16 protein-coding genes and 1 tRNA gene are annotated in these 26,598 nt (G+C 25.4%); 10 read left to right on the forward strand and 7 right to left on the reverse strand.

The window, feature by feature from the left end; translation table 11 throughout:
* Positions 1-5 precede the first annotated feature (5 nt).
* From rnpA to mnmE, 4 genes are all read left to right on the forward strand, one after another.
* Positions 6-368, forward strand: coding sequence for a ribonuclease P protein component (rnpA, locus tag BUCNMO_RS00065; protein WP_158344463.1), 363 nt, complete (start codon positions 6-8; stop codon positions 366-368).
* The gene (gene yidD / locus BUCNMO_RS00070) at positions 332-571 is read left to right on the forward strand and encodes a membrane protein insertion efficiency factor YidD (RefSeq protein ID WP_158344465.1); all 240 of its coding nucleotides are present in this window, start codon (positions 332-334) and stop codon (positions 569-571) included. Before rnpA ends, yidD begins: the two co-directional genes overlap by 37 nt.
* 18 nt (positions 572-589) lie before the next feature.
* Entirely contained in the window at positions 590-2,194 is a 1,605-nt protein-coding gene (gene yidC / locus BUCNMO_RS00075; RefSeq protein ID WP_158344467.1) for a membrane protein insertase YidC, read from the forward strand.
* Positions 2,195-2,279: 85 nt separating this feature from the next.
* Entirely contained in the window at positions 2,280-3,638 is a 1,359-nt protein-coding gene (mnmE, locus tag BUCNMO_RS00080) for a tRNA uridine-5-carboxymethylaminomethyl(34) synthesis GTPase MnmE (RefSeq protein WP_158344469.1), read from the forward strand.
* A 526-nt stretch (positions 3,639-4,164) separates the two neighbouring features.
* On the opposite strand, the gene BUCNMO_RS00085 is transcribed toward mnmE, so the two are convergent.
* A tRNA-Phe gene (locus BUCNMO_RS00085) sits at positions 4,165-4,237 on the reverse strand.
* A 278-nt stretch (positions 4,238-4,515) separates the two neighbouring features.
* Here BUCNMO_RS00085 and BUCNMO_RS00090 point away from each other — a divergent pair.
* The 3 genes from BUCNMO_RS00090 (at position 4,516) to efp (ending at position 7,712) form a co-directional block, all read left to right on the forward strand.
* Positions 4,516-4,806, forward strand: coding sequence for a co-chaperone GroES (locus BUCNMO_RS00090; RefSeq protein WP_158344471.1), 291 nt, complete (start codon positions 4,516-4,518; stop codon positions 4,804-4,806).
* Between the two features lie 65 nt (positions 4,807-4,871).
* Positions 4,872-6,527: a chaperonin GroEL gene (groL, locus tag BUCNMO_RS00095; protein WP_158344473.1), complete on the forward strand. Its 1,656-nt coding sequence runs from the start codon at positions 4,872-4,874 to the stop codon at positions 6,525-6,527.
* Positions 6,528-7,118: 591 nt separating this feature from the next.
* Positions 7,119-7,712: an elongation factor P gene (efp, locus tag BUCNMO_RS00100; RefSeq protein ID WP_158344475.1), complete on the forward strand. Its 594-nt coding sequence runs from the start codon at positions 7,119-7,121 to the stop codon at positions 7,710-7,712.
* A gap of 71 nt (positions 7,713-7,783) precedes the next feature.
* Here the strand turns inward: efp and dnaC are convergent, their stop codons facing one another.
* From dnaC to rsmD, 3 genes are all read right to left on the reverse strand, one after another.
* Positions 7,784-8,524, reverse strand: a complete 741-nt coding sequence (gene dnaC, locus BUCNMO_RS00105; protein WP_158344476.1) for a DNA replication protein DnaC — start codon at positions 8,522-8,524, stop codon at positions 7,784-7,786.
* Positions 8,524-9,078, reverse strand: coding sequence for a primosomal protein DnaT (gene dnaT / locus BUCNMO_RS00110; protein ID WP_158344478.1), 555 nt, complete (start codon positions 9,076-9,078; stop codon positions 8,524-8,526). Before dnaT ends, dnaC begins: the two co-directional genes overlap by 1 nt.
* 183 nt (positions 9,079-9,261) lie before the next feature.
* Entirely contained in the window at positions 9,262-9,852 is a 591-nt protein-coding gene (gene rsmD / locus BUCNMO_RS00115; protein ID WP_158344480.1) for a 16S rRNA (guanine(966)-N(2))-methyltransferase RsmD, read from the reverse strand.
* Between the two features lie 108 nt (positions 9,853-9,960).
* Here rsmD and ftsY point away from each other — a divergent pair, with 108 nt between their 5' ends.
* From ftsY to metE, 3 genes are all read left to right on the forward strand, one after another.
* Complete coding sequence (gene ftsY, locus BUCNMO_RS00120) at positions 9,961-11,100, forward strand: signal recognition particle-docking protein FtsY (RefSeq protein ID WP_158344482.1); 1,140 nt, start codon at positions 9,961-9,963, stop codon at positions 11,098-11,100.
* 279 nt (positions 11,101-11,379) lie between these two features.
* A complete protein-coding gene (gene rpoH / locus BUCNMO_RS00125; RefSeq protein WP_158344484.1) occupies positions 11,380-12,240 on the forward strand; it encodes an RNA polymerase sigma factor RpoH in 861 nt (286 codons plus the stop codon).
* A 1,084-nt stretch (positions 12,241-13,324) separates the two neighbouring features.
* The gene (metE, locus tag BUCNMO_RS00130) at positions 13,325-15,595 is read left to right on the forward strand and encodes a 5-methyltetrahydropteroyltriglutamate--homocysteine S-methyltransferase (RefSeq protein ID WP_158344486.1); all 2,271 of its coding nucleotides are present in this window, start codon (positions 13,325-13,327) and stop codon (positions 15,593-15,595) included.
* 780 nt (positions 15,596-16,375) lie between these two features.
* On the opposite strand, the gene purH is transcribed toward metE, so the two are convergent.
* The 3 genes from purH to rpoB form a co-directional block, all read right to left on the reverse strand.
* Positions 16,376-17,947 (reverse strand): bifunctional phosphoribosylaminoimidazolecarboxamide formyltransferase/IMP cyclohydrolase, encoded by a 1,572-nt coding sequence (gene purH / locus BUCNMO_RS00135; protein ID WP_158344488.1) that lies wholly within the window; start codon positions 17,945-17,947, stop codon positions 16,376-16,378.
* Between the two features lie 144 nt (positions 17,948-18,091).
* Positions 18,092-22,309 carry a DNA-directed RNA polymerase subunit beta' gene (gene rpoC / locus BUCNMO_RS00140; RefSeq protein ID WP_158344490.1) on the reverse strand — a complete coding sequence of 1,406 codons (4,218 nt, stop codon included), beginning with the start codon at positions 22,307-22,309 and terminating at the stop codon, positions 18,092-18,094.
* Between the two features lie 112 nt (positions 22,310-22,421).
* Positions 22,422-26,450 (reverse strand): DNA-directed RNA polymerase subunit beta, encoded by a 4,029-nt coding sequence (gene rpoB, locus BUCNMO_RS00145; RefSeq protein ID WP_158344492.1) that lies wholly within the window; start codon positions 26,448-26,450, stop codon positions 22,422-22,424.
* Positions 26,451-26,598: the final 148 nt, after the last annotated feature.

Below are 26,598 nucleotides of genomic sequence, written 5' to 3' on the forward strand. Positions count from 1 at the left end.
ATTTCATGATTCGTTTTGTGTTTTCTAAAAAACTACGTTTATTAAATTCCTCACAATTTTCTTACGTATTTCAAAAACCATTTAAAATTAGTAATAAAGAGTTAATAATTTTAGCTCGTAAAAACATATTACCATATCCTCGTATAGGTATTTTAATTGGGTGTAAAAGTATCAAAAAGGCTCATGATCGTAATAGAATTAAAAGATTAATCCGAGAAACATTTAGACTATCACAAAATAAACTGATTGCTATGGATTATATTGTGATAGCGAAAAAAAAAATAAAATTGTTAGATAATAATATTATATTAATAACAAAATTGGAGCTTTTATGGTTACGTTATTGTCAAATATTACTAAAACGTTAATTTTATGTATTAAAATATATCAAAAATATATTAGCATTTTAATACAACCACATTGTCGGTATTATCCATCTTGTTCTCAATATGCTATTCAAATGTTAAATAATGTTAATTTATTTAAAAGTATATGGTTAATATTCAAAAGAATATTAAAATGTCAACCTTTATATACAGGTGGAATAGATAACCCTTTTAAAAAACACTAATTAACGAGAATATTAATAATGGATTTTAAACGTAATTGTACAATTTTTATTTTTTTAATACTTATAGTTTTATTTTGGTATATATGGTATGAAAAATCATCTAATGACTTACATAAAACAAGTCGACAATACACTAAAACTCAACATTTTAATAACATAAATAATGTTGAGTATTTAAAAGATAAAGTTGTAATTCAAACAGATGTTTTAAAATTAGTTATTAACAAATATGGAGGAGATATTGAAAAAGTTGATTTATTAAAATATAAAAAAAAATTGAATTCTTTAAATTATTACCGCCTATTAGATACTTCTAAAAATTTTATATATCAAGCTCAAAGTGGTCTAATAGGTATTGATGGGCCAGATAATCCTATTTATAATCGAAGACCTCATTACATTACTTCAAAAAATTCTTTTAAATTAAATACTGGAGATCATGAAATAAGAGTTCCTATGACATGGAAATCTAAAGAAGGAGTAGTTATTGTAAAAACATTTATATTTACCCCTAAACAATATAACATTAAAGTTAATTTCGATATATTTAATAACACTAATAAATGTTTAAAAGTTATTATGTTTAATCAATTAAAACAAACAGCAGATAAATCTAAAAAATTAGATTTTGATACTTCTGATAATACATTTAGATCTTTTAGAGGTGCAGCTTTTTCAACAATAACTGATAAATTTCACAAACATAATTTTAATGATATTCTAAATAATAAAAATATTTATATACATACTAAAGTTCAATGGATATCTATGTTACAACAATATTTTGTTACAGCATGGATACCTAATAATAATATAGAAAATACTATTTATACTAATAATTTAGGTAATGGAATAGTAACTATTGGTTATAAATCAAACGTTCATCAAATTAAACCATATTTAAAACATACAATTTACTCTAAACTTTGGGTTGGACCTAAAATTCAAGACAAAATGGCTTTAACAGCAAATAATCTTGAATTAACTATAGATTACGGTTGGTTATGGTTTCTTTCACAACCATTATTCCAATTACTTAATTTAATACACCAAAAAATTAGCAATTGGGGTTTTTCTATCATTTTAATAACTTTTATTATGAAAGCTATTATGTTTCCTTTATTTAAGATACAATGTGTGTCTATGACAAAAATGCGTACGATTCAACCTGAAATAAATATTATAAAAAACAAATATAAAAACGATAAAAAAAAATTAAGCCAAGAAATTATAAATTTATATAAAATTAATAAAATAAATCCTTTAGGAGGGTGTTTGCCTATGTTAATTCAAATGCCTATTTTTTTAGCTCTGTACTACATGCTTATGGGATCAGTAGAGTTAAGACATGCACCATTTATATTATGGATTCATGATTTATCTAACAAAGATCCTTATTATATACTACCTATACTTATGGGCAGCACTATGTTGTTAGTTCAAAAAACTTCCCCAAATAATATTACCTTAGACAAAAATCAACAAAATATTATGAATGTTATGCCTTTAGTATTAACAACTTTTTTTTTATGGTTTCCGTCTGGATTAGTTTTATATTATATAATAAATAACTTGTTAACTGTTATACAACAATGGTTAGTTTCGTATAACTTTAAAAAATGAAATAAATTAAAATTTTAAAAATATTAAAAAAATATACGATTTATAAAAAATAAATATTAAAAAATAATTTATATAAAAAAATCTTATGAACAAAACAGATACTATTGTTGCACAAATTACCCCTGAAGGAAAATCTGGAGTAGCTATTGTAAGAATTTCAGGAGAAAAAGCTCCTGAAGTATGTATGAAAGTTTTAAAAAAAATACCTAGTCCTAGATATGCTCATTATTTAAACTTTTTCGATAATAATAATTGTATAATAGATCAAGGTATAGGAATATGGTTTCCTGCTCCTTATTCATTCACTGGAGAAAATATATTAGAACTCCAAGGGCATGGTAATCCAATTTTAATCAATCTAATTCTAAAAACAATTCTAAGCATACCTGGTCTACGATTTGCTACACCTGGAGAATTCTCAAAACGTGCTTTTTTAAATGGTAAAATAGATTTATCACAAGCAGAAGCTATTGCTGATTTGATAAATGCAGAATCAGAACAATCAGCTAGAGCATCATTAAATTCTATGCAAGGTGTGTTTTTAAAAAACATTCAAAAGATTTTAATATCTATTATTTCAATAAGAACAATTATAGAATCATCAATTAATTTCGAAGAAGTTGATGATAAGTTTGTAGAAAATACATTAAATATAAAATTGACAACTTTAATTATTTTTTTAAAAAAGGTAATAAAATCAGCTTATCAAGGAACTATTATAAGAAATGGTTTTAAAATAACTATTATAGGATTACCTAATGTTGGAAAATCTAGCTTACTAAACGCTTTATCATTAAAAAATTTAGCTATTGTCACAAACATTGAAGGAACTACAAGAGATGTAATTCAAAATTATATAAATATAGAAGGAAATATATTTCGTATTAATGATACAGCAGGTTTAAGAAAAACTAACAATATTATTGAATTAATTGGTATTAAAAAAGCGTGGAAAACAGTTAACAAATCACATCATATATTATATGTAATTGATAATATTAATGTAAATGAACAAATACATACACGTATTTTAAATAAAATTCCACCAAGTATCCCACGTACTATTGTTGTTAACAAATGTGACCTTACTAAAAAAAAATATAAATTGAAAACAATGAAATCAATTGATCATGTGTATATATCCTCCAAAAAAAACATAGGTATTAATTTATTACGTCAACATTTATTAAAAAAAAGTGTATTTAATAAAAGTATTACTTTAAATAAAGAACAATTTTCAGCACGCGATCGTCATTTACATTATTTAAATAAATGTTTGTTAGAATTAATCAAAGGAAAAAGAAAATGGGAAAAATTAAAAAAAATAGAATTAATAGCTGAACATATGCGTTTATCACAAATGTATTTAGATAATATTACAGGAACTTTTACTTCTGAAGATCTATTAAATCAAATTTTTTCTAATTTCTGTGTGGGTAAATAATGTTATATAATTCTTTATAACAATATAAATTTTTAAAAAATTTATTAACAATTTGATATATTAATTAAAGAAATAAAAAAATTAATAATTTTGTTATAAGCTATTTACTAACAAATTTTAAATATTGAATGTTACATAAAATATAAAATTATTTTTTATCATAGTTGTGATATTTTTCTTTAAAACTTATTTATTAAATATTAAATATTAATAAATTTTCTAAAAAATCATCACAAAAGTATTAAAAATACTACTTTGAACATTATTAATAACAAATATAAAAAATATTCAAATTACAACTAATATTATTAGCATAAACTATCAATCTCGAAACACTTAAAATAGTTAAAAAACTATTTATAAACATCATATGTACTCAAAACATTCCAAATAAGTATTTATAAACAATTTTATTATTTTTTTTATTTAAAGCATACGTATGTAAACATATTTATTAAATAAATATTAAAAAAAAATAACTATTTTATAATAAAAACTTATTGTCAAAAATTAATGTATTTTAAAATGCCCGAAGGCGGAATTGAACCACCGACACGGGGATTTTCAGTCCCCTGCTCTACCAACTGAGCTATTCGGGCATAATGTACAATAAATATCTTAAATATAAGGTAATGTCAATTATTTTATTAAATTTAAACAAATTAAAAAGTTTATTTAAGTTTTTAAAAATATAAAACATGATTAATACACATATGTATGTTATAATATCAAAGAATTTTAATTTTGTTATTAAAATTTTAAAAATTTTTCTTGAAACTGTCCATGAATACCCTTATATATATACTTAAGAGAAGTAATATATAAGTTCATAGTTAGTATTATATAAATAATAAAATATAATAGGAGATTTATTATAATGAGAATTCGCCCATTGCATGATCGTATTATTGTTAAACGCAATGAAATCGAGTCTAAATCAGCTGGTGGTATAGTACTAACTGGATCAGCAGCAGGAAAATCTACTCGAGGCACAGTTTTAGCAGTTGGTAATGGTCGTATTTTAGATAATGGTAACATTAAACCATTAGATGTTAAAGTAAATGATATAGTAATTTTTAATGAAGGATATGGTGCTAAAACTGAAAAAATTGATAATGATGAAGTTTTAATTTTAAATGAAAGTGACATTTTAGCAATTGTTGAATAAATACAATATTACTAATAACTTTATTGACTAAAAATATACACATTTATTTAAAGGAAAACATTAAGATGGCAGCTAAAGATGTAAAATTTGGTAACGAAGCTCGTATAAAAATGCTTAGAGGTGTTAATGTACTTGCTGATGCAGTTAAAGTAACTTTAGGTCCAAAAGGAAGAAATGTAGTATTAGATAAATCTTTTGGAGCGCCAAGTATTACTAAAGATGGTGTTTCTGTTGCTCGTGAAATTGAATTAGAAGACAAATTTGAAAACATGGGTGCTCAAATGGTAAAAGAAGTTGCATCAAAAGCAAACGATGCAGCTGGTGATGGTACTACTACTGCAACTTTATTAGCACAAGCTATAGTTAACGAAGGCCTTAAAGCAGTAGCAGCAGGAATGAATCCTATGGATTTAAAAAGAGGAATCGATAAAGCAGTAATCAATGCTGTCGAGGAACTAAAAAAACTATCTGTTCCTTGTTCTGATTCTAAAGCTATTACTCAAGTAGGAACAATATCTGCTAATGCTGACGAAAAAGTAGGAACATTAATAGCAGAAGCTATGGAAAAAGTAGGAAATGACGGAGTAATTACTGTAGAAGAAGGTACTGGTCTTCAAAATGAATTAGAAGTAGTAAAAGGTATGCAGTTTGATAGAGGATATTTATCTCCTTATTTCATAAATAAACCGGAAACAGGTTTAGTAGAATTAGAAAATCCGTATATATTAATGGCAGATAAGAAAATATCTAATGTAAGAGAATTATTACCAATATTAGAAGCTGTTGCAAAATCAGGAAAGCCTTTATTAATTATATCAGAAGATTTAGAAGGAGAAGCATTAGCTACTTTAGTTGTAAACTCAATGAGAGGTATAGTAAAAGTTGCTGCTGTTAAAGCTCCAGGTTTTGGTGATAGAAGAAAAGCTATGATTCAAGATATTTCAATACTAACAAATGGTTCAGTAATATCTGAAGAATTAGCTATGGAATTAGAAAAATCTACTTTAGAAGATTTAGGACAAGCTAAAAGAGTAGTTATTACCAAAGACACCACTACAATTATAGGCGGAGTAGGTGACAAGTACTCTATACAAAATAGAATTAGTCAAATTCGCCAACAAATTCAAGAAGCTACTTCTGACTACGATAAAGAAAAGTTAAATGAACGTTTAGCAAAATTATCTGGAGGAGTCGCTGTTCTTAAAGTCGGAGCAGCTACAGAAGTAGAAATGAAAGAGAAAAAAGCACGTGTAGAAGATGCATTACATGCTACAAGAGCAGCTGTAGAAGAAGGAGTAGTTCCAGGAGGAGGAGTTGCTTTAGTACGTGTAGCTGCAAAGATTTCTAAAATGTTAAGTGATAATGAAGATCAAAACGTTGGTATCAGAGTTGCCGTACGCGCTATGGAAGCTCCTTTACGTCAAATTGTTTCTAACTCAGGTGAAGAACCATCTGTCGTTACTAACAATGTAAAAGATGGTAAAGGTAATTATGGATATAACGCTGCTACTGATGAATATGGCAATATGATTGACTTTGGCATATTAGATCCAACTAAAGTTACAAGATCTGCTCTACAATATGCAGCATCAGTTGCTGGATTAATGATTACTACAGAATGTATGGTTACAGATTTATCTAAAGAAGAAAAATCAGATATAAGTTCACCTTCTGCTGGTGGCGGTATGGGCGGTATGGGCGGTATGGGCGGTATGATGTAATTTCAGTAAAATAAATAATTTATAAATTAAATATTTTAATCCCCAGAAATAAATTGTTCTGGGGAATATTTGAGCATCTTAAATATATTTCTTTATAAAATAATGTATTTAATTATTACAATAAATAATATATAAAATTAGACGAATATTGAAATAAAAAATATAGTATTATACTATATAACATATGTAAGTAATTTTTTTGTTGATAAGCAAATAAAGTATATACTAATGTTTTAAAATATTAATTTTAAATTAATATGTTTGTACATTTTATAAATTTATAATATATATAATAAATACTTTCGTATCTATTCAAATAAAAAATATATTTAATACATTAAATGATGAACACTTACTTATAGTAAGCATTTATCAGATAATGTGTATGTATATGTCTCACTTTTTTTAAAACTCAAAAAATTAACAATTTTAAAAATTTGTATGAAATACTTTGTTTTCTAATTTTCTATAAATTAAAATAATATCTTAAAAAAATAAAACTTATAAAAGTATATTCATTCTTTTATAAGAATATTAATTATAATATTATATATCAATTATTATTTAAACAACAGATAGGAAAGAATTCAAATGATTATATCTAACACTAATAAATTAAAAAATGGATCAAAAATTATTCTTAATAATGAACCTTACTTAGTAGAAAGTACTACTTTTGTAAAACCAGGAAAAGGTCAAACCTTTGTACGTACAAAATTAAGAAAATTGCTTACTGGTAAAATCATAGATAAAACTTTTAAATCAACAGACTCATTAAATATTGCTAATATTATTAATACAATAGTTATATATTTATATAATGATCATCAAATATATTATTTTATGCATGCTAAAAATTTTGATCAATTATCTATAAAAAAAACTAGTTTAAATAATTGTATTCAATGGCTAATTAAAGGAGAAAAATATTCATCTATTCAATGGAATAACAAATTAATTTCAATTATACCAAACAATTTTGTTATATTACAAGTAATTAGCATAGCACCAAATACAAAAAGTGATTCAATTACTTCTGGTTACAAATTTGTTAAATTAAGCACAGGAATAATTTTGAAAGTACCATCATTCATTCAAATAAACGATTTTTTAAAAATTAACACTTATTCCGGGCAGTACGTTGCAAGAATAAAAAAAAATAAACAAAACTTTAAATATCGGTAACTTTCATTTTAAATGACAATTAGATATTTTTAAAAAAAATAATTAAGATGTATAATTTTAAAAAATATAATTTAATATTCGTTTCCTTTAATATATTTACGATAGCTATTCCATTCAAAAGTTAACCATAAACTACTCCCTAAACGCATTCTATCTATAACTCTTTCTCCAAGAAGAGCCTTCATACCTTGATGATCTAAATTTGATAACATTCCAGTAGATCTTTTAGATGATGACCGCCTATCCACTATTTGATTAATAATAACCTTTTCGTAACGAGATTCTGTTTGCATACCTATTTCATCAATCATTAACAAATCTACAGTACTTAAATTATTTAACAAATTTTCTTCTGTAACGTTACTTCCTCCGTTAAAAGTACCTTTCATATTCGACATCAAATCTGCTACCGTAACAATAAGTACACTTTTCCCATGTATAATTAAATAATTACCGATTGCAGAAGCTAAATGATTTTTGCCAGTTCCTGGCCTTCCTGAAAAAATAAAACTAGCGATATTTCCGTTAAATTCTTCAGCATAACGTCTAGCAGCATCTGCTACTCTTTTATGTCCATCGTGTTCTATTTTATAATTTTCAAATGAACAATTAATATATAGTTCTCGAATACCTGAGCGACCTAAAATACGTTGCATTTTCATTGTTTTATTTTCTTGAATAATAGCTTTTGAAGATAATCTACCTTGTTCTTGATTCCATGCTATCAGATCTTTTTCACTATTAAATTTTGGCTTAATATGATTAGGCATAATTTGTTGTAATCGTTTTAAAAAACTAACATGATTTTTCATTATTTATCTCTAAAGCCATCTGGTATAGTATTATCAGGAATAGAGATTTTGTTAATATCTCTATTATTCCGAATAATTTTTGAGCTCCTTCTTTGTTCTAAATTTCTTGCTAACTTTTGTTGCCATTGAATATGGTAAAAAAAACGTCCTTCAGCTTTCCAATAATCGATAAATGAAACCAACTCTTCTTTTTCTACAGAATGAGTTAAATTTATTCCCCATAAAGAAGCTTGCCTCACAAAGTCACAATCTGGTTTCCATTTATGATGCATTAAAAATTTTCCATTTTGTAATTTTGTATTTGAATAATTTTGTTTAGCTTTTATTTTTTGAGGTAATGGTTTAATTTCTGATAAATAAAAATTGTTTTTCTTAAAATGAGCTGTCATAGCAAATAATTTTTTTAATAAATTAGGAGTTACTACATACATAACTGGGATGTCGTTTTTAAGTATAGCTAATGCCTCTTCTTTTGATAAACTTAATGCTTTTAGGGGATCTTTAACAAACAAATCCAAAGTAGTAAAAGAGGATACTAACGTTTTAAAAACCATAATTATTTACGTCCTAAAATATAATAAACATGAATTAAATTGTTAACTTAACAATATATTACATTATAATAATATTACTAAATAATTGATTATTATAAATTATTTTTTATTATTAATACATTTATATTATTAGTAACTTTTTATTATGTTTATTATCATAAATTTAATAAATATTTCAGATAATTACTTTAAATTTTTATTTACATCTTTTAAAATCAGATAGTAAAGTACGTTTCCTGATGTTTTTTGTTTATAGACAAACCAATTTAAAGGTGCTCGTAATTTTTTTTTATTTTTTAGTTGCTCTATATAAATCAATGAATAATTATGAGTCCAATTATTTTTATCTAAATAATTAATAATAATATTAACAATTTTTTGATTAAAAGGAGGATCGATAAAAATAATGTCATAAGGATGACCTTTCTTTTGTATCCATTCTAGTATATTAGTTTGTATAACTTTTGCCTTATAATATATATTTAACCTTATTAAGTTTGCAATTAACTTTTTAACAATATTAACATTTGATTCAATAAAAGTAACAAATCTAGCACTTCTAGAAATAGCTTCTATTCCTAAAGATCCACTTCCTGCAAAACAATCAAGACATTTAGAATTTTTAATATTATTAGATATCCAATTAAACAATGTTTCTTTAACAATATTTTTTGTTGGTTTTAATAAACAATTTTGTTGTATTTTAATAACTTGAGATTTTAAAATTCCAGCTATAATTTTAATTTTATTGTTTTTAAAAATTTTGTTCTTCATATCATTTAATATATATATATTGTAGATCAAAAAAAGAGTAGAATATAAAAATAAGTATTTTAAATACTACAAATATTCTTAAATTGCATATTACAGGATAACATAAGAATGTCTAATTTTAAAAAATTAAGTTTATTTTCTATATTTAAATCAAAAAACAAAAATAACAAAGACCGTTCTAAAATTACTACACAAAAGTTAAATGATCAATTAATAAATCATGCTAATGCAAATAATTTTGAAAATAATTCAAAGATAAATGACAAAAAAACATTTACGCAAGTACAAAACTTAGATAAATTACAGTATAATAACATAAATAAAAAAAATTTTTTTAATAAATTAAAGGTACAATTATCTAAAACAAGAAAAATTATCAATTTCGGTATTAATTATATTTTTTCTAAAAAAAAAATAGACCATAGTGTGTTTGAAACAATTGAAGAATTATTACTAACTTCTGATGTAGGTATACACACTACTACTAAAATTATGCAATATTTAACAAAAGAAGTATATTGCAATAATATACAAGAAATTAACCCAATATATTTAATGTTAAAAAAAAAGATGTATAAATTTTTAAAAACAGTTGAAATTCCTTTACAAATAAATACATATAATCCTTTTATTATATTAGTAGTAGGTGTTAATGGCGCAGGAAAAACAACTACCATTGGCAAATTAGCTATGAAATATAAAGAAGAGGGAAAATCTGTAATGTTAGCTGCTGGTGATACATTTAGAGCTGGAGCTATAGAACAACTTTGTTTATGGGGAAAAGATACTAAAGTACCTGTAGTTACCCAACATTTTGGAGCTGACCCAGCATCTGTAATTTTTGATACAATACAGTCTGCACAATCAAAAAAAATTGATATAGTAATAGCAGATACTTCAGGTCGATTACAAAATAAAGAACCTTTGATGAATGAATTGAAGAAAATTGTAAAAGTAACAAAAAAACTAAATGCAACGGGACCTCATGAAATTATGCTAGTTATTGATGGATCTAGTGGTCAAAATGTGATACGTCAAATTAAATTATTTAATAAATTTTTAAAAATTACTGGAATTGTAATTACAAAATTAGATGGAACAGCTAAAGGCGGTATATTATTTGCAATAGCTGATATGTTTTCTATACCCATTCGATACATTGGTGTTGGAGAAAAAAAACATGATTTATACAACTTTAGTAGTACTGAATTTGTAGATGCCCTTTTTTTAAACAACCATATTAAATAATTTTTAAAAAAAATCAAAACATTCTTTATGTTATATTATAATAATTACTCAGTAATAATTTTTTTTATTTCTTAATAATAAAAAATATTATCATTCAATAGTAATTACTTGTTTAAAATTTTTAAAGTATATGGTACTTTTATTTCTTTAAGTATAAATTAAAAAATTTTTAGTAAATAATTTACGTTTTTTTATATAATTTAGATATTAAATATATATAAATAATCATTGTTATTTTTTTTTAAAAAAAAATAATATTTAAATATTATAAGGATAAAAATGGTTAGTAAAACTAAAACTTTGTCTACAAACACTTTAGGTAATCTAGATGCTTATATTAGAGCAACTAACGCGTGGCCAATATTATCTGCAGAAAAAGAAAAGATTTTAGCTAATTCATGGTTCTATTATAGACATATTAATTCAGCTAAAACCTTAATTTTGTCTCATTTAAGATTTGTAGTTCGTATTTCTCGTCACTATTCAGGTTACGGATTATTACAATCTGATTTAATTCAAGAAGGTAATATAGGTTTGATGAAAGCAGTTCATAGATTTAATCCTAAAATAGGAGTTCGATTAGTTTCTTTTGCAATTCATTGGATCAAATCTGAAATACATGAATACGTTCTCAAAAATTGGAGAATAGTTAGAGTAGCTACTACTAAATCACAACGTAAATTATTTTTTAATTTAAGAAAAATTAAAAAAAAAATAGGTTGGTTTAATATATCTGAAGTAGAAACAGTAGCTAAAGAGTTAGGAGTTACTTGTAAAGATGTTAGAGAAATGGAATCTCGTATGTCAACTCAAGATATAAATTGTAACTTTATTTCCGAAGAAGATTTGTTGTATAATCAATGTAAAATGTTTTATCCATATTTTTCAGATAAAAAATCAAATTTTGCTCAAAATATAGAAGATTATAATTGGAATATATATACCACTAATAAATTAAATAATGCTTTATCTGTATTAGATAATAGAAGTCGAAACATAATTCAAGATAGATGGTTATATAAAAATAAAAATAAAACAACTTTAAAAACTATAGCTAAAAAATATGGCATTTCAGCAGAGAGAGTTAGACAATTAGAAAAAAATGCTATGAAAAAATTAAAAATAGCTATAGAAAATTAGTTATTATTTATACACATTTTACAAAAAGCAAAGCTTTAGTATTAAAAATAAAAAAATATTTTTAATACTTTAATAATATCAATAGCACCGTTTACATTTATCAATAAATAATTTTATTTAAGTAAATATCATAGTTATAATAGTAAATATTTAATTTTAACTACAATTGATAAACATTAAAAACATATATAATTAGTATTTAATTCATATGTGATATTTATCAACATATATTTAGTTATTAAGTAATAATTACAATTTTCTCTGACAACCAGAATAAAAATAAGAACAATTTTAAATTTGTATTCAAAAAAAGTTAAAAAAATATTTATTTTATTTTATTTAAAAAAATAATTAATATGAAAAATATTTTTTATTTAGAATATAACTTAAATTATAAAACTAAACATTTAATTAAATTTTGCCGAATGCCTAATTAAATTTTAATATATAAAAGTATTACAATCATTATAATGTTTAAAACATTACACAAAAAAATTTATCTAATAATATTTAAGTAACAACATTAATAATTATATCCTGATAAAGTATATTAATAAATTATTAAAAATAATACATCATTTAATTATTACTTATATAATAATCTGTAATTATTGTACTTACTAATTAATTATAAATTTTACATCAATAAATTTTATCTAAAATAAACGTATAAGTATTCTTTTTAAATATTTTATATCATTGTATCCAAATATTGATTAAAATAATTATTTTTATAATAAAAAAAACAATAAAAATTTAATCATATTAAAAATGTGCATCTTATATGATATAATGAAGCTATTTAATTAGTTAATACTTGTACATTAAACCTATATATTTAACTATTTTATAATTTTAAATAATATTTAAAACTTATATGAATTATTCATTTTATAAAAAAAATAATTATAAAAATTTTTTTTTAATAATACAAATATGTTTTAAATAACTATTACTAAAAATAATAACAATAATAATTAATAATTAATAATTAATAATTAATATTTTATATTTTTTATAATATAAAATATATTATTGATCATTAATATAACTTATCTAAAGTTTATACAGGAATAATTAAATTATGCCTTTTTATAACCATATATTAGGTTTTCCTAGAATAGGAATAAATCGTGAATTAAAAAAATTTCAAGAAAATTATTGGTCAGGCACTATTAATAAATTAGAATTATTATCAATTGGAAAATATTTAAGAAATAAACATTGGAAACAACAAAAAGAAGCAGGCATTGATTTATTACCTGTAGGAGATTTTGCTTGGTATGATCATGTGCTTCATACAAGCATGTTACTAGGAAATATACCAAATAGACATAAAAATATAGACGGTTCTATAGATATAGATACATTATTTCGTATAGCTAGAGGAGTGGCTCCTACTGGAAATAGTACAACTGCATCTGAAATGACAAAATGGTTTAACACTAATTATCATTATATTGTACCTGAATTAAATAATAATTGCTCTTTTGAATATTCTTGGACTCAATTAATTGATGAGGTAGATGAAGCTTTATTATTAGGTTATAAAATTAAACCAGTTTTATTAGGTCCTATAAGTTATTTATGGTTAGGAAAAACTACAGAAAAAACCTTTAATAAACTAGAACTGATTAATCGAATCATTCCTATATATCAACATGTAATATTAGAACTACATAAGAGGAAAATTGATTGGGTACAAATAGATGAACCAATTTTGTCTTTAGATTTACCAAACAATTGGGCTGATTCTTTTAAAAATGTTTACACCTCTTTAAACCAAGGAGTTAATATTCTCTTAACAACTTACTTTGGAAGCGTAGAACACAACTTTAATCATATTTTAAATTTACCTATACAAGGTATTCATATTGATATCGTATCTGGAAATTATGATTTAAATCAAATAAATAAAATAATACCTAATGATTGGTTATTATCTTTAGGAGTAATTAATGGAAGAAACATTTGGAGAGCAGATTTAATTCATTTATATCGTAAATTAATTAAAATGATTAATATTCGTCCAAATATTTACATTAGTTCTTCCTGTTCTCTATTACATTGTCCTATTGATGTTAACTTAGAGCAACATTTAAATCAAGAAACTAAAAATTGGTTTTCTTTCGCTTTACAAAAATGTCATGAATTATTTCTATTAAAAACATCTTTAAATAATCACGACATTAATTTATTAGAAGATTGGGTAAAACCTCTTCATAGTCGTGAAACATCTAAAAAAGTGCATAAAAAAAATATTACAGAACGTATTAATAATATACAAACTAATGAATTTAAACGTCAACACCCCTTTTCTATACGATCTAAAATTCAAAAAAAATATTTTAATTTACCTATATTACCAATTACCAGTATAGGATCATTACCACAAACTATCAATTTAAGAAAAATGAGATCCGATTTTAAAAATTCTTATATCACCTTTGACGAGTATAACAAAGGTATTAAAAAGTACATTAAAGATTGTATTGCAAAACAAGAAATTTTAGATTTAGATGTATTAGTGCACGGTGAACCAGAAAGAAATGATATGGTTGAATATTTTGGAGAGCACTTAGATGGTTTTGTTTTTACTAAAAATGGTTGGGTGCAAAGTTATGGATCAAGATGCGTTAAGCCTCCTATAATTATTGGAGATATTAGTCGTAATAAACCAATTACCATTAAATGGATTTCATATGCTCAATCTTTAACGAATAAACCTGTTAAAGGTATGCTTACTGGCCCTGTAACTATATTATGCTGGTCTTTCCCTAGAGAAGATTTATCAAAATCTAAAATTGCTATGCAAATTGCATTGGCTCTTAAAGATGAAGTATTAGACCTAGAAAATGCAGGAATAAATATTATTCAAATAGATGAACCTGCGTTAAGAGAAGGATTACCTTTAAGAAAATCAAAATGGAATAAATATTTATCTTGGGCAACAAAATCTTTTTGTCTAAGTGCTGCTAGCGTTAAAGACTCTACTCAAATACATACTCATATGTGTTATTGTGAATTTAAAGATATTATGAATGCTATAATTCAATTAGATGTAGATGTTATTACTCTTGAGGCTACTAGATCCAATTTAAAATTATTAAAATTTTTTAGAGATGCACGATATTTAAATGAAATCGGACCAGGAATATATGATATACACTCTCCTAATATTCCAACTGTCGATTCCATTAAAAAATTATTAAAAACTGCTATACATTATATTTCACCTAATCGTTTATGGGTAAACCCTGATTGTGGTTTAAAAACTAGATCATGGAAAGAAGTAGAAAAATCACTACAGAATATGGTTACAGCAACAAAAGATATTAGAAAATTAATTCAATAAATATAATTTTAAAAAATTAAGTAAAAAGGATGCAGTTTATCTTTTTTACTTAATTTATTATAAAATAAGACAGTATAATTTTGTTAGAATTAATCATTTATATATTGTTATGATAAATATCATATTGTTTTAAATAAAAAATATTAATTTATATTGTTACTTTTATCCATTATTTTTTAGATATATTTAATTTTATTAAAAATTTATTTAACAATTTAAACATTTTCCTATACATCAAATAATAAAATACAAATAAAATTTACAAATTAAATAATATTTTTAACAATAACTAAAAGATTCGTAGATATTAATCATTAGAATATTATAAAATAAACATTTTATAGAGACTACAAACCATAGCGTATAATATTAAAGTATTAACACTATTGCTAGTAGTATCTTTTTATATACATATAATATATAAATATATATACTTATTAAGTAAAATATATAGTAAATCATCGTTAATGTTTTAAATATATGAATATAAAATAATAATAAAATTGTTAAATATTTTATCAATTTTTTGTAAAGTATAAACGTTTATTTATTTTAATTATTTAAATTCAATTAATTAATTTTACTATTTATATTAAGATAAATAAACATTTTTTAAATATTTACAAACTTAAACATCATATATTATTTAAAATATATTTTTAAATGTATTTTAAAATTAATTAACTAAATTTAAATTTGTATAATACACCCTATAAAATATATATTTTTTTATATAAACATTTATTTAAAAAATAGTAAATTCTTAAAAAAATTAAATTTTTAATGTCTAAAATGTCTAATTGTAGTAAAAATCATAGCAATATTATATTTATTAGCAGTGTCAATTACTTCTTGATCACGTATAGAACCCCCTGGTTGAATGATACAAGAAATACCCAATTTAGCAGCTTCATGTACATTATCAGAAAATGGTAAAAAAGCATCTGATGCCAAAATTGCTCCGTTAACATCTTGATTTCGATTTTTAGCTTTAATGTTAGCTAAAATAGTTGCATCAATTCTACTCATTTGTCCAGCCCCAATAGCAATAGTTTTACAATTTTTAACATATATAATTGCATTTGATTTAACAAATTTAACTATTTTCCAAGCAAAAATAATATCTATCATTTCTTGCTTATTAGGAGATTTAGTACTTACTAACTTCCATTGATTGATATTAATAGTTTTTCGATCAGATTCTTGTAATAATATCCCTCCACTTACATATTTAAAATTTAACTCTCTCCATTTACTATATAAATTTTTAATAATTAAAATTTTTACATTTGGTTTCTGATTCATAACGCGCTCAACTGATGAATCATAAGGAAGAGTTACAATAACTTCTACAAATCTGTTTTCAATAATCATATTAGCTATATTTATATCTATAGGATTATTAAATGCGATAACCCCTCCAAAAGCTGATATAGAATCTGCTTCATAAGCAGATTGATATGCTTGAAATATTGATTCTTCAGTTGATACACTACATGGATTACCATGTTTCACAATAACACAAGTAGGTTCTTTGAATTCTTTTACACATTCTAATGCAGTGTCAGCATCTAATATATTATTAAAGGATAAAGTTTTTCCTTGCGCCTGAAATGAACTACTAATACTTCCTCGTAATATAGGATGTCTTACATATAAACAAGATTTTTGGTGTTGATTTTCTCCATATATCAATTGTTGTTTTTTGACATAATATGTATGTAACAATTCAGGAAAATTTTTATTTTTAATAATATTATTTTCATTCAATGATTTAAAATATTTCAAAATAACTTTATCATAATTAGATATATATGTTAACGCTTTAATAGCTAAATTTAATCGAGTATTTAGTGTAATATTACTTTTATCTATATATTTTAATATTGTATTATAGTCAGAAGGATGTACAATTGTAACAATATTATTATAATTTTTTATAGCTGCCCGTATAATTGAAGGACCACCTATATCAATATATTCAAGCATTTTTTCAATTTTAAAATTTTTATTTGTCAACATTTTTTGAAAAGGGTAAAAATTTACTACTACCATATCAAAAAAAATTATATCCTGACCATAAAATAACTTGCTGTCAATATTAGAATTACCTAAAATACCAGCATAAATTTTAGGATGTAAAGTTTTTATACGACCATTCATTATTTCTGGAAAATTAACTAAATCAGATAATTCTGTCACTTTTATTCCTGACATTCTCAATTTCTTAGAAGTTCCTCCAGTAGAAAATAACGATACATCATTTTGTGTAAGTTTTTTAGCAAATTCTATAATATTAGATTTGTCGTATACACTAATTAAAACATTTTTTATTTTATATATTTTTTGCATTACAAATCCTATATAACATATGATAAACTATATTTAATAACAAAATAAATTATTATTTAATAATACAATAAACAACAGCTACCTATTTTATAATATAGCTGTTGCTATAAATTTGGATAATAAATGCATTAGTATTTATATAAATTATAAATCGTTAGAATTTAACATTTTAGATAAATGTGCAGAGGCTTCTTCTACACTAGTTTTATTTGTATTATTAATTGTTGTATGTTTTTTTTTATAACGCTTTTTTGTACGTTCTTTATGATATGTATATCCAGTACCTGCAGGTATAAGGCGCCCTACAATTACATTCTCTTTTAGTCCTCTTAATTCATCTTTTTTACCACCTACAGCAGCTTCAGTTAAAACTCTAGTAGTTTCTTGAAATGATGCTGCTGAAATAAATGATTCTGTCGCAAGCGAAGCTTTAGTAATACCTAATAAATCTCTAGAAAAATAAGCTATTTTTTTTCCTTTAGATTTCAATTTTTCATTTTCTACCTTTACTCTAGAATACTCTACTTGTTCACCATGAATAAATTTAGAATCTCCCGAATGTTTAATAGTTACCTTTCTTAACATTTGTCGTACAATAACTTCAATATGCTTATCGTTAATTTTAACACCTTGTAATTTATATACGTCTTGTACTTCATTAATAATATATTTAGTAACAGCTTCTACACCTCTCAATCTTAAAATATCATGAGGAGATTCTGGACCATCAGATATTACATCTCCTTTTTCTACTTGTTCACCTTCAAATACATTAATTTGCCTCCACTTAGGAATCATCTCTTCATAAATTTTTGCATTGTTATTCGGAGTAATAATTAATCTTCTTTTACCTTTAGTTTCTTTTCCAAAAGAAATTAAACCACTAATTTCTGCTAAAATTGCTAGTTCTTTAGAACGCCTAGCTTCAAATAAATCAGCTACTCTAGGTAACCCCCCTGTAATATCTTTAGTACCACTTAATTCTTGAGGTATCCTAGCTAATGTATCACCTGAGTGAATTTTAGATGAATCATTCAATTGAACAATAGTTTTTCCAGGTAAAAAATATTGTACTGAAACATCAGTCCCAGGAATAAGTACATCATTACCTCTTGAATCAACTATTTTTAAAGCAGGCCTTAAATCTTTTCCTGTACCAGTACGTTCGGATGTTTCTAGTATTACAATAGAAGTTAAACCTGTCAAATCATCGGTTTGTTTAGTAATACTTTGTCCATCAATCATATCTAAAAATTTTATATAACCATTTACTTCTGTAATAACTGGTATAGTATGGGGGTCCCAAGTTGCAATAATTTCTCCAGAAATAACTTTGTCTCCGTCAACTTTTTTCATGATCGAACCATAAGGTACTTTATAACTTTCTTGAATTCTACCAAGAGTATCAACAACATTTAATTCTACATTTCTAGAAATAATTACAATATTTCCTTCGAAATTTCTTACTGATCGAATATTATTAATTTTAATCACACCATTATTTTTTATTTGCACATTTGATTCTGTAGCTATTTTAGAAGCAGCTCCTCCAATGTGAAATGTACGCATAGTTAATTGAGTGCCCGGTTCACCAATAGATTGAGCAGCGATAACACCAATAGATTCTCCTTTTTTTACAAGATTACCTCTAGATAAATCAATTCCATAGCAATAAACACATACTCCAAAATCAGTCTGGCAATTAACAATAGATCTAACCTTGATGTTATCAATAGAATACATTTCTAAAAGACTACAATGTTTTTCTTCAATAATAACATTTCTTCGAATTAATATTTCAGATGAATGTGGTTTTAATATGTTATTAGCGACAACTCTTCCTAGTACTCTTTCTCTTAATGCTTCCTTTACTTCGCCCCCGTCTATTAATGGCTTCATATTAATACCTTCAAAAGAATTACAATCATCTTCAGTTACTACTAAATCTTGTGCAACATCAACTAATCGACGTGTTAAGTAACCAGAATTAGCTGTTTTTAAAGCCGTATCTGCTAATCCTTTTCTTGCTCCATGTGTAGAAATAAAATATTGTAATACATTTAAACCTTCTCTGAAATTAGCAATTATGGGAGTTTCAATAATTGATCCATCAGGTTTAGCCATGAGCCCTCTCATTCCCGCTAACTGTCGTATTTGTGCAGCTGACCCCCTTGCTCCAGAATCTGCCATCATAAATATACTATTAAAAGAAATTTGTTTTTTTAAATCACCAGCAGCATTGTGTACAAACTCTACAGATAAATTTTCCATCATAGCTTTAGCTATTTTTTCATTAGCCGCTGCCCATATGTCAATAACTTTATTATATCTTTCACCTGATGTAACTAATCCTGATTGAAATTGTTCTTGAATTTCTGCAACTTCTGTTTCAGCATCTAAAATTAAATCTGATTTGCAAGTAGGTATAACCATGTCATCAATACCTACAGAAGTTCCAGAACGTGCAGCATATTTAAAACCTGTATACATTATTTGATCTGCAAAGTTAACTGTTTTTTTAATTCCTAAAATTCGATAACAAATGTTCAACATTTTTGATATTGATGTTTTTATTAATGTTTTGTTTACTGTTGAAAATGGAATCCCTTTGGGAACTATCATCCAAAGAATAGCTCTTCCAATAGTAGTATCAACGATTTTTGTATTTTTTGTAAAAGAATCATCTTTATTCTTAGTATATTCAGTAATTTTTACTTTTACTATTGTATGCAATTCAGCTATACTTAGTTGATAGATTTGTTCTGCTTCCTCTGGCCCAGAAAGAAACATTCCTTCCCCTTTTCCATTAATTTTTTTACGAGTCATATAATATAAACCCAATACAACATCTTGCGAAGGCACAATTATTGGTTCACCATTAGCTGGTGATAAAATATTATTCGTTGACATCATTAAAGTACGAGCTTCTTTTTGTGCCTCTATAGTTAATGGTACATGTACAGCCATTTGATCTCCATCAAAATCTGCATTATATGACGCACATACCAATGGATGTAATTGTATAGCTTTTCCTTCTATTAAGATAGGTTCAAAAGCTTGAATACCAAGTCTATGTAAAGTAGGAGCCCTATTAAGTAATACTAAATATTCTTTAATAACTTCATCTAAAATATCCCATACTATAGGTTCTTCTCTTTCCACCATTTTTTTAGCAGCTTTAATCGTAGTTGCTAAATTACGTAACTCTAACTTTCCATATATAAATGGTTTAAATAATTCTAAAGCCATTTTTTTAGGCAATCCACATTGATGTAATCTTAAGTAAGGACCGACAGTGATCACTGACCTTCCTGAATAATCTACTCTTTTACCTAACAAATTTTGTCGAAATCTTCCTTGTTTACCTTTAATCATATCAGCTAATGATTTTAATGGTCTTTTATTTGACCCAGTTATTGCTTTACCTCGTCTTCCATTATCTAATAATGCATCTACTGCTTCTTGTAACATTCTTTTTTCATTCTTTACAATAATATCTGGTGCTGATAACTCTAGTAAACGTTTAAGACGATTATTTCTGTTAATTACTCTACGATATAAATCATTTAAATCAGATGTAGCAAACCTTCCTCCATCTAATGGTACCAGTGGTCTTAAATCAGGTGGAAGAATAGGCAATACTGTAAGAATCATCCATTCTGGTTTATTTTTAGATTGAATGAAAGATTCCATCAACTTAATACGTTTTGTTAATTTTTTAGATTTTGTATCAGAGTGCGTTTCATTTAAAGATAATCTTAATTCTGCACATTTCTGTTTTAAATCTATATTTTTTAATAATTTTTGTATTGCTTCAGCCCCCATACATGCATCAAATTCATCTCCAAATTCTTCTAAAGAATTTATGTATTGCTCCTCTGAAAGAATCTGTCCTTTTTCAAGAGTTGTTAATCCTTCTTCAACAACTATATAAGATTCAAAATAAAGCACCCTTTCTATATCTTTCAATGGTAAATCTAATAATAATCCAATTCTAGAAGGTAATGATTTTAAAAACCAAATATGAGCGGTTGGAGAAGCTAGTTCTATATGTCCCATTCTATTTCTTCTAACTTTACTTTGAGTAACTTCTACTCCACATTTTTCACAAATTACTCCTCTATGTTTTAGCCTTTTATATTTTCCACACAAACATTCATAATCTTTAATAGGACCAAAAATTCGCGCGCAAAACAAACCATCTCGTTCCGGTTTAAAAGTTCGATAATTAATAGTTTCTGGTTTTTTAACTTCTCCAAAAGACCATGAACGAATAACATCTGGTGAAGCTAACGAAATTTTGATAGAATTAAATTCTTCAGTTTTTTTTTGTCCTTTTAAAAATTTGAGTAAATCTTTCATAGATTAACCCCTGTTTAATCACATAATAATTAGTAAAAAAATAATTCTATAAAAAATTAATAGAACATAACATTTTGAAATTAATTGAACTATATTAAGAACTTTGATACCTTTATTCATCTTCTAATTCAATGTTAATTCCTAACGAACGTATTTCTTTTAATAATACGTTAAATGATTCTGGCATTCCAGGATGCATTTTATAATTTCCATCAACGATATTTTTATACATTTTAGTTCGTCCACTTACATCATCAGATTTTACAGTAAGCATTTCTTGTAAAGTATAAGAAGCACCATATGCTTCTAAAGCCCAAACTTCCATTTCACCAAATCTTTGGCCTCCGAATTGAGCTTTACCTCCTAATGGTTGCTGTGTAACTAAACTATAAGATCCAGTAGATCTAGCATGCATTTTATCATCTACAAGATGATTTAATTTTAACATGTACATATAACCAACAGTTACAGGTCTTTCAAATTTTTCTCCAGTCCGTCCATCAAATAATGTAATTTGTCCAGAAGTAGACAAATTAGCAAGCTTAAGCATTTCTTTAATTTCGTTTTCTTTAGCACCATCAAACACCGGGCTTGCTACTGGAATACCTTTTCTATAATTGTGAGCTAAAGTATATATCTCTTGATCTGATAAACAATTTACATTAACTTTTTGGCGCGTGCTATCTCCGATATTAAAAACTTTTTGAATAAAAGACCGTAACTCAGATATCTTTTTTTGTTCTTTTAACATTGTATCAATAATTTCCCCAATACCTTTAGCAGCCATACCTAAATGTGTTTCTAAAATTTGTCCAATATTCATTCTAGATGGAACACCTAATGGATTTAACACTATATCTATAGGTATACCTTTTTCATCGTAAGGCATGTCTTCAACAGGATTTATTTTAGAAATCACTCCTTTATTTCCATGACGTCCAGCCATTTTATCTCCGGTTTGCACTTGTCGTTTTACAGCTAAATATACTTTAACAATTTTTAAAACACCTGGAGCTAAATCATCTCCTTTCATTATTTTTTTGCGTTTTTTTTCTAATGTACTTTCAAACTTTTTATAAAGAATATTGAGTTGCTGCGATAACCGTTCTATTTTTTTTTGTGTTTTAATTTGTATTAATTTTATTTTAAACCATTGATTACGTGGCAAAATTAATAATTTATCTTTTGAAATTCCATTAGTAATTAAAATATGATATATTTGATCAAAAATATTATTTTCAAAAATATTACGTTCTTCTATTAAATCATTTTTAATTTTTTGCAATTGCATATGCTCTATTTCTAATGCTCTCTTATCTTTTTTAATTCCATCTCTTGTAAATATTTGTACGTCAATAATAGTTCCTGAAGTTCCGTTTGGCACCCTTAACGAAGAATCTTTTACATCAGATGCTTTTTCTCCAAAAATAGCACGTAACAACTTTTCTTCTGGAGTTAATTGAGTTTCTCCTTTAGGGGTAACTTTTCCTATTAGAATATCACCACCTTTTACTTCTGCACCTACATAAACAATACCAGAAGCATCCAATTTAGATAATGCAGATTCACCTACATTAGGTATGTCGGCAGTAATTTCCTCAGGACCTAATTTAGTATCTCTAGATATACACGAAAGTTCTTGAATATGAATAGTAGTAAATCTATCTTCTTGAACAATTTTTTCAGAAATTAAAATAGAATCTTCAAAATTATATCCATTCCAGGGCATAAAAGCTACACGCATATTTTGTCCTAGAGCTAATTCACCTAAATCAGTTGAGGGTCCATCCGCTAATACATCACCAACATGGACTATATCGTGTATAGAAATGCAAGGTGTTTGATTAATACAGGTATTTTGATTAGATCTTGTATATTTAGTTAGATTATAAATATCAATCCCAGATTCACCTGATTGTGTTTCTTGACTGAATACTTTTATTACAATCCTGGAAGCATCAATATATTGAACAATACCTCCTCTTTTCGCTATCACTGTTACTCCAGAATCAACAGCAACAACTCTTTCTACTCCAGTTCCTACTAACGGTTTATCAGGTTTAATTGTAGGAACCGCTTGTCTTTGCATATTAGCGCCCATTAAAGCTCTGTTCGCATCATCATGCTCTAAAAATGGAATTAACGATGCACCTACAGAAACTATTTGTTGAGTAGATACATCCATGTAATCAATATGCTCAGCAGTAAATAAACCTGATTCACCTTTATTTCTACAAGTAATTAACTCATCAATAAAAAAATTATTTTTATCTAAATTTGTATTAGCTTGAGCAATTACGTAATTGCCTTCTTCAATTGCAGATAAGTAATGTATTTTATTAGTCACTAACTTATTGCATACCTTTCTATAAGGAGTTTCTAAAAATCCATATATATTAGTACGAGCATATACAGATAGAGAGTTAATTAAACCAATATTGGGACCTTCTGGAGTCTCTATTGGGCATACTCGACCATAATGTGTAGGATGTACATCTCTAACTTCAAAACCAGCTCTCTCCCTAGTTAAACCTCCAATTCCTAAAGCTGAAATTCTTCTTTTGTGAGTAATTTCAGATAATGGATTATTTTGATCCATAAATTGCGATAATTGACTAGATCCAAAAAATTCTTTTACAGCTGCAGAAATAGGTTTTGCATTAATAATATCTTGAGGAACTAAATTTTCTATATCACCTAAAGACAAACGCTCTTTAACTGCTCGTTCTACTCTTATTAATCCAATTCTAAATTGATTTTCTGCCATTTCTCCAACAGATCTAATTCTACGATTACCTAAATGATCAATATCATCTATTTTTCCTTTTCCATTTCTAATATCAATTAGTTTTTTAATAACATTAATAATATCAAATTTATTTAAAATAGAAGAACCTTCAGATATTTTTTGATTTAAAGAATAATTGAATTTCATTCTTCCTACCGGAGATAAATCATATCTATCTTCGATAAAAAATAAGTTTTCGAATAAATGCTCTGCAGCTTCAAGAGTAGGAGGTTCCCCAGGCCTCATCATGCGATATATTTCTACCAACGCACTAGTACGATCTATTGTAGAATCTATATTTAATGTCTCAGAAATATAAGGTCCATGATCTAAATCATTAGTAAATAGAGTTTTTATACATTCGAACCCAGCTTTTTTTATTTTATCTATACTATCAATAGATAATTTAGAATTAGCTGGTAAAATTTTTTCTTTATTATTTGGACACACATAATCTATAACTACTATTTTTCCTATAATACATTCTTCAGGTATTTTAATCAGACATACATTATTAATTTTTAATTCTTGGATATGTTTAGCTGTTATCCTTTGACCTTTTTTAATAAAAATAGTATTTTGTGATTGTATATCAAATAATGCTACTTCTCCGCGTAACCTATCTGGAATTAATTCTAGGAAAATATTATTATTTAATATTCTATAAATTGTTTTTTTAAAAAATATATCTAAAATTTCTTCTGTACTGTAATTTAACGCACGTAACATAATTGTTGCTGGAAGTTTACGTCTTCTATCTATCCTCATAAATAGATGATCTTTTGGATCAAATTCAAAATCCAACCATGATCCTCTATATGGAATTATACGAGCGTTATATAATATCTTTCCAGAAGAATGCGTTTTACCTTTGTCACTATCAAAAAATACTCCAGGACTTCGGTGTAATTGTGAAACGACCACTCTTTCAGTACCATTAATAATAAAAGTACCGTTATCAGTCATAAGAGGAATTTCACCCATATATACTTCTTGTTCCTTAATATACTTGACAGTAGGTTCTGATGTTTCTTTATCATATACAACTAAACGTAGTTTTACTCGTAATGGTGCAGAAAATGTACTACCTCGAATTTGACATTCTTTAACATCAAAAATAGAATTACCTAATCGATAATTTAAATATTGTAATTCTGCATTCCCGTTGTAACTACAAATAGGAAAAATAGAATGAAAAGCTGCTTCTAATCCACATTTTCCTCTATTTTCTTTTGTTATAAATTGTTTAAACGAATCAAGTTGAATAGAAAGAAGATAAGGTATATCTAAAACTTGAGGTCGCTTACCAAAATCTTTACGAATTCTTTTTTTTTCAGTATAGGAATAGGCCATAATATTCCTTAATAGTTAGATAGTTATTAATTAATTTATAAAAATTTTTTAAGATTTTTTTATTATGATTGCAAATATTTATTAAAAGTATGAAATATATTTTCAATAATTATAATAATTAATTCTATCTATTTAATTAATGAAACCT

This window comes from Buchnera aphidicola (Nipponaphis monzeni), assembly GCF_006741185.1.
In the GTDB taxonomy this organism is placed as follows: domain Bacteria; phylum Pseudomonadota; class Gammaproteobacteria; order Enterobacterales; family Enterobacteriaceae; genus Buchnera_H; species Buchnera_H aphidicola_T.

Excerpts from the sequence above, each read along its gene's own strand:
- rnpA (WP_158344463.1), top strand. The coding sequence starts at position 6 with ATGATTCGTTTTGTGTTTTCTAAAAAACTACGTTTATTAAATTCCTCA.
- yidD (WP_158344465.1), top strand. The coding sequence starts at position 332 with ATGGTTACGTTATTGTCAAATATTACTAAAACGTTAATTTTATGTATT.
- yidC (WP_158344467.1), top strand. The coding sequence starts at position 590 with ATGGATTTTAAACGTAATTGTACAATTTTTATTTTTTTAATACTTATA.
- mnmE (WP_158344469.1), top strand. The coding sequence starts at position 2,280 with ATGAACAAAACAGATACTATTGTTGCACAAATTACCCCTGAAGGAAAA.
- BUCNMO_RS00090 (WP_158344471.1), top strand. The coding sequence starts at position 4,516 with ATGAGAATTCGCCCATTGCATGATCGTATTATTGTTAAACGCAATGAA.
- groL (WP_158344473.1), top strand. The coding sequence starts at position 4,872 with ATGGCAGCTAAAGATGTAAAATTTGGTAACGAAGCTCGTATAAAAATG.
- efp (WP_158344475.1), top strand. The coding sequence starts at position 7,119 with ATGATTATATCTAACACTAATAAATTAAAAAATGGATCAAAAATTATT.
- dnaC (WP_158344476.1), bottom strand. The coding sequence starts at position 8,524 with ATGAAAAATCATGTTAGTTTTTTAAAACGATTACAACAAATTATGCCT.
- dnaT (WP_158344478.1), bottom strand. The coding sequence starts at position 9,078 with ATGGTTTTTAAAACGTTAGTATCCTCTTTTACTACTTTGGATTTGTTT.
- rsmD (WP_158344480.1), bottom strand. The coding sequence starts at position 9,852 with ATGAAGAACAAAATTTTTAAAAACAATAAAATTAAAATTATAGCTGGA.
- ftsY (WP_158344482.1), top strand. The coding sequence starts at position 9,961 with ATGTCTAATTTTAAAAAATTAAGTTTATTTTCTATATTTAAATCAAAA.
- rpoH (WP_158344484.1), top strand. The coding sequence starts at position 11,380 with ATGGTTAGTAAAACTAAAACTTTGTCTACAAACACTTTAGGTAATCTA.
- metE (WP_158344486.1), top strand. The coding sequence starts at position 13,325 with ATGCCTTTTTATAACCATATATTAGGTTTTCCTAGAATAGGAATAAAT.
- purH (WP_158344488.1), bottom strand. The coding sequence starts at position 17,947 with ATGCAAAAAATATATAAAATAAAAAATGTTTTAATTAGTGTATACGAC.
- rpoC (WP_158344490.1), bottom strand. The coding sequence starts at position 22,309 with ATGAAAGATTTACTCAAATTTTTAAAAGGACAAAAAAAAACTGAAGAA.
- rpoB (WP_158344492.1), bottom strand. The coding sequence starts at position 26,450 with ATGGCCTATTCCTATACTGAAAAAAAAAGAATTCGTAAAGATTTTGGT.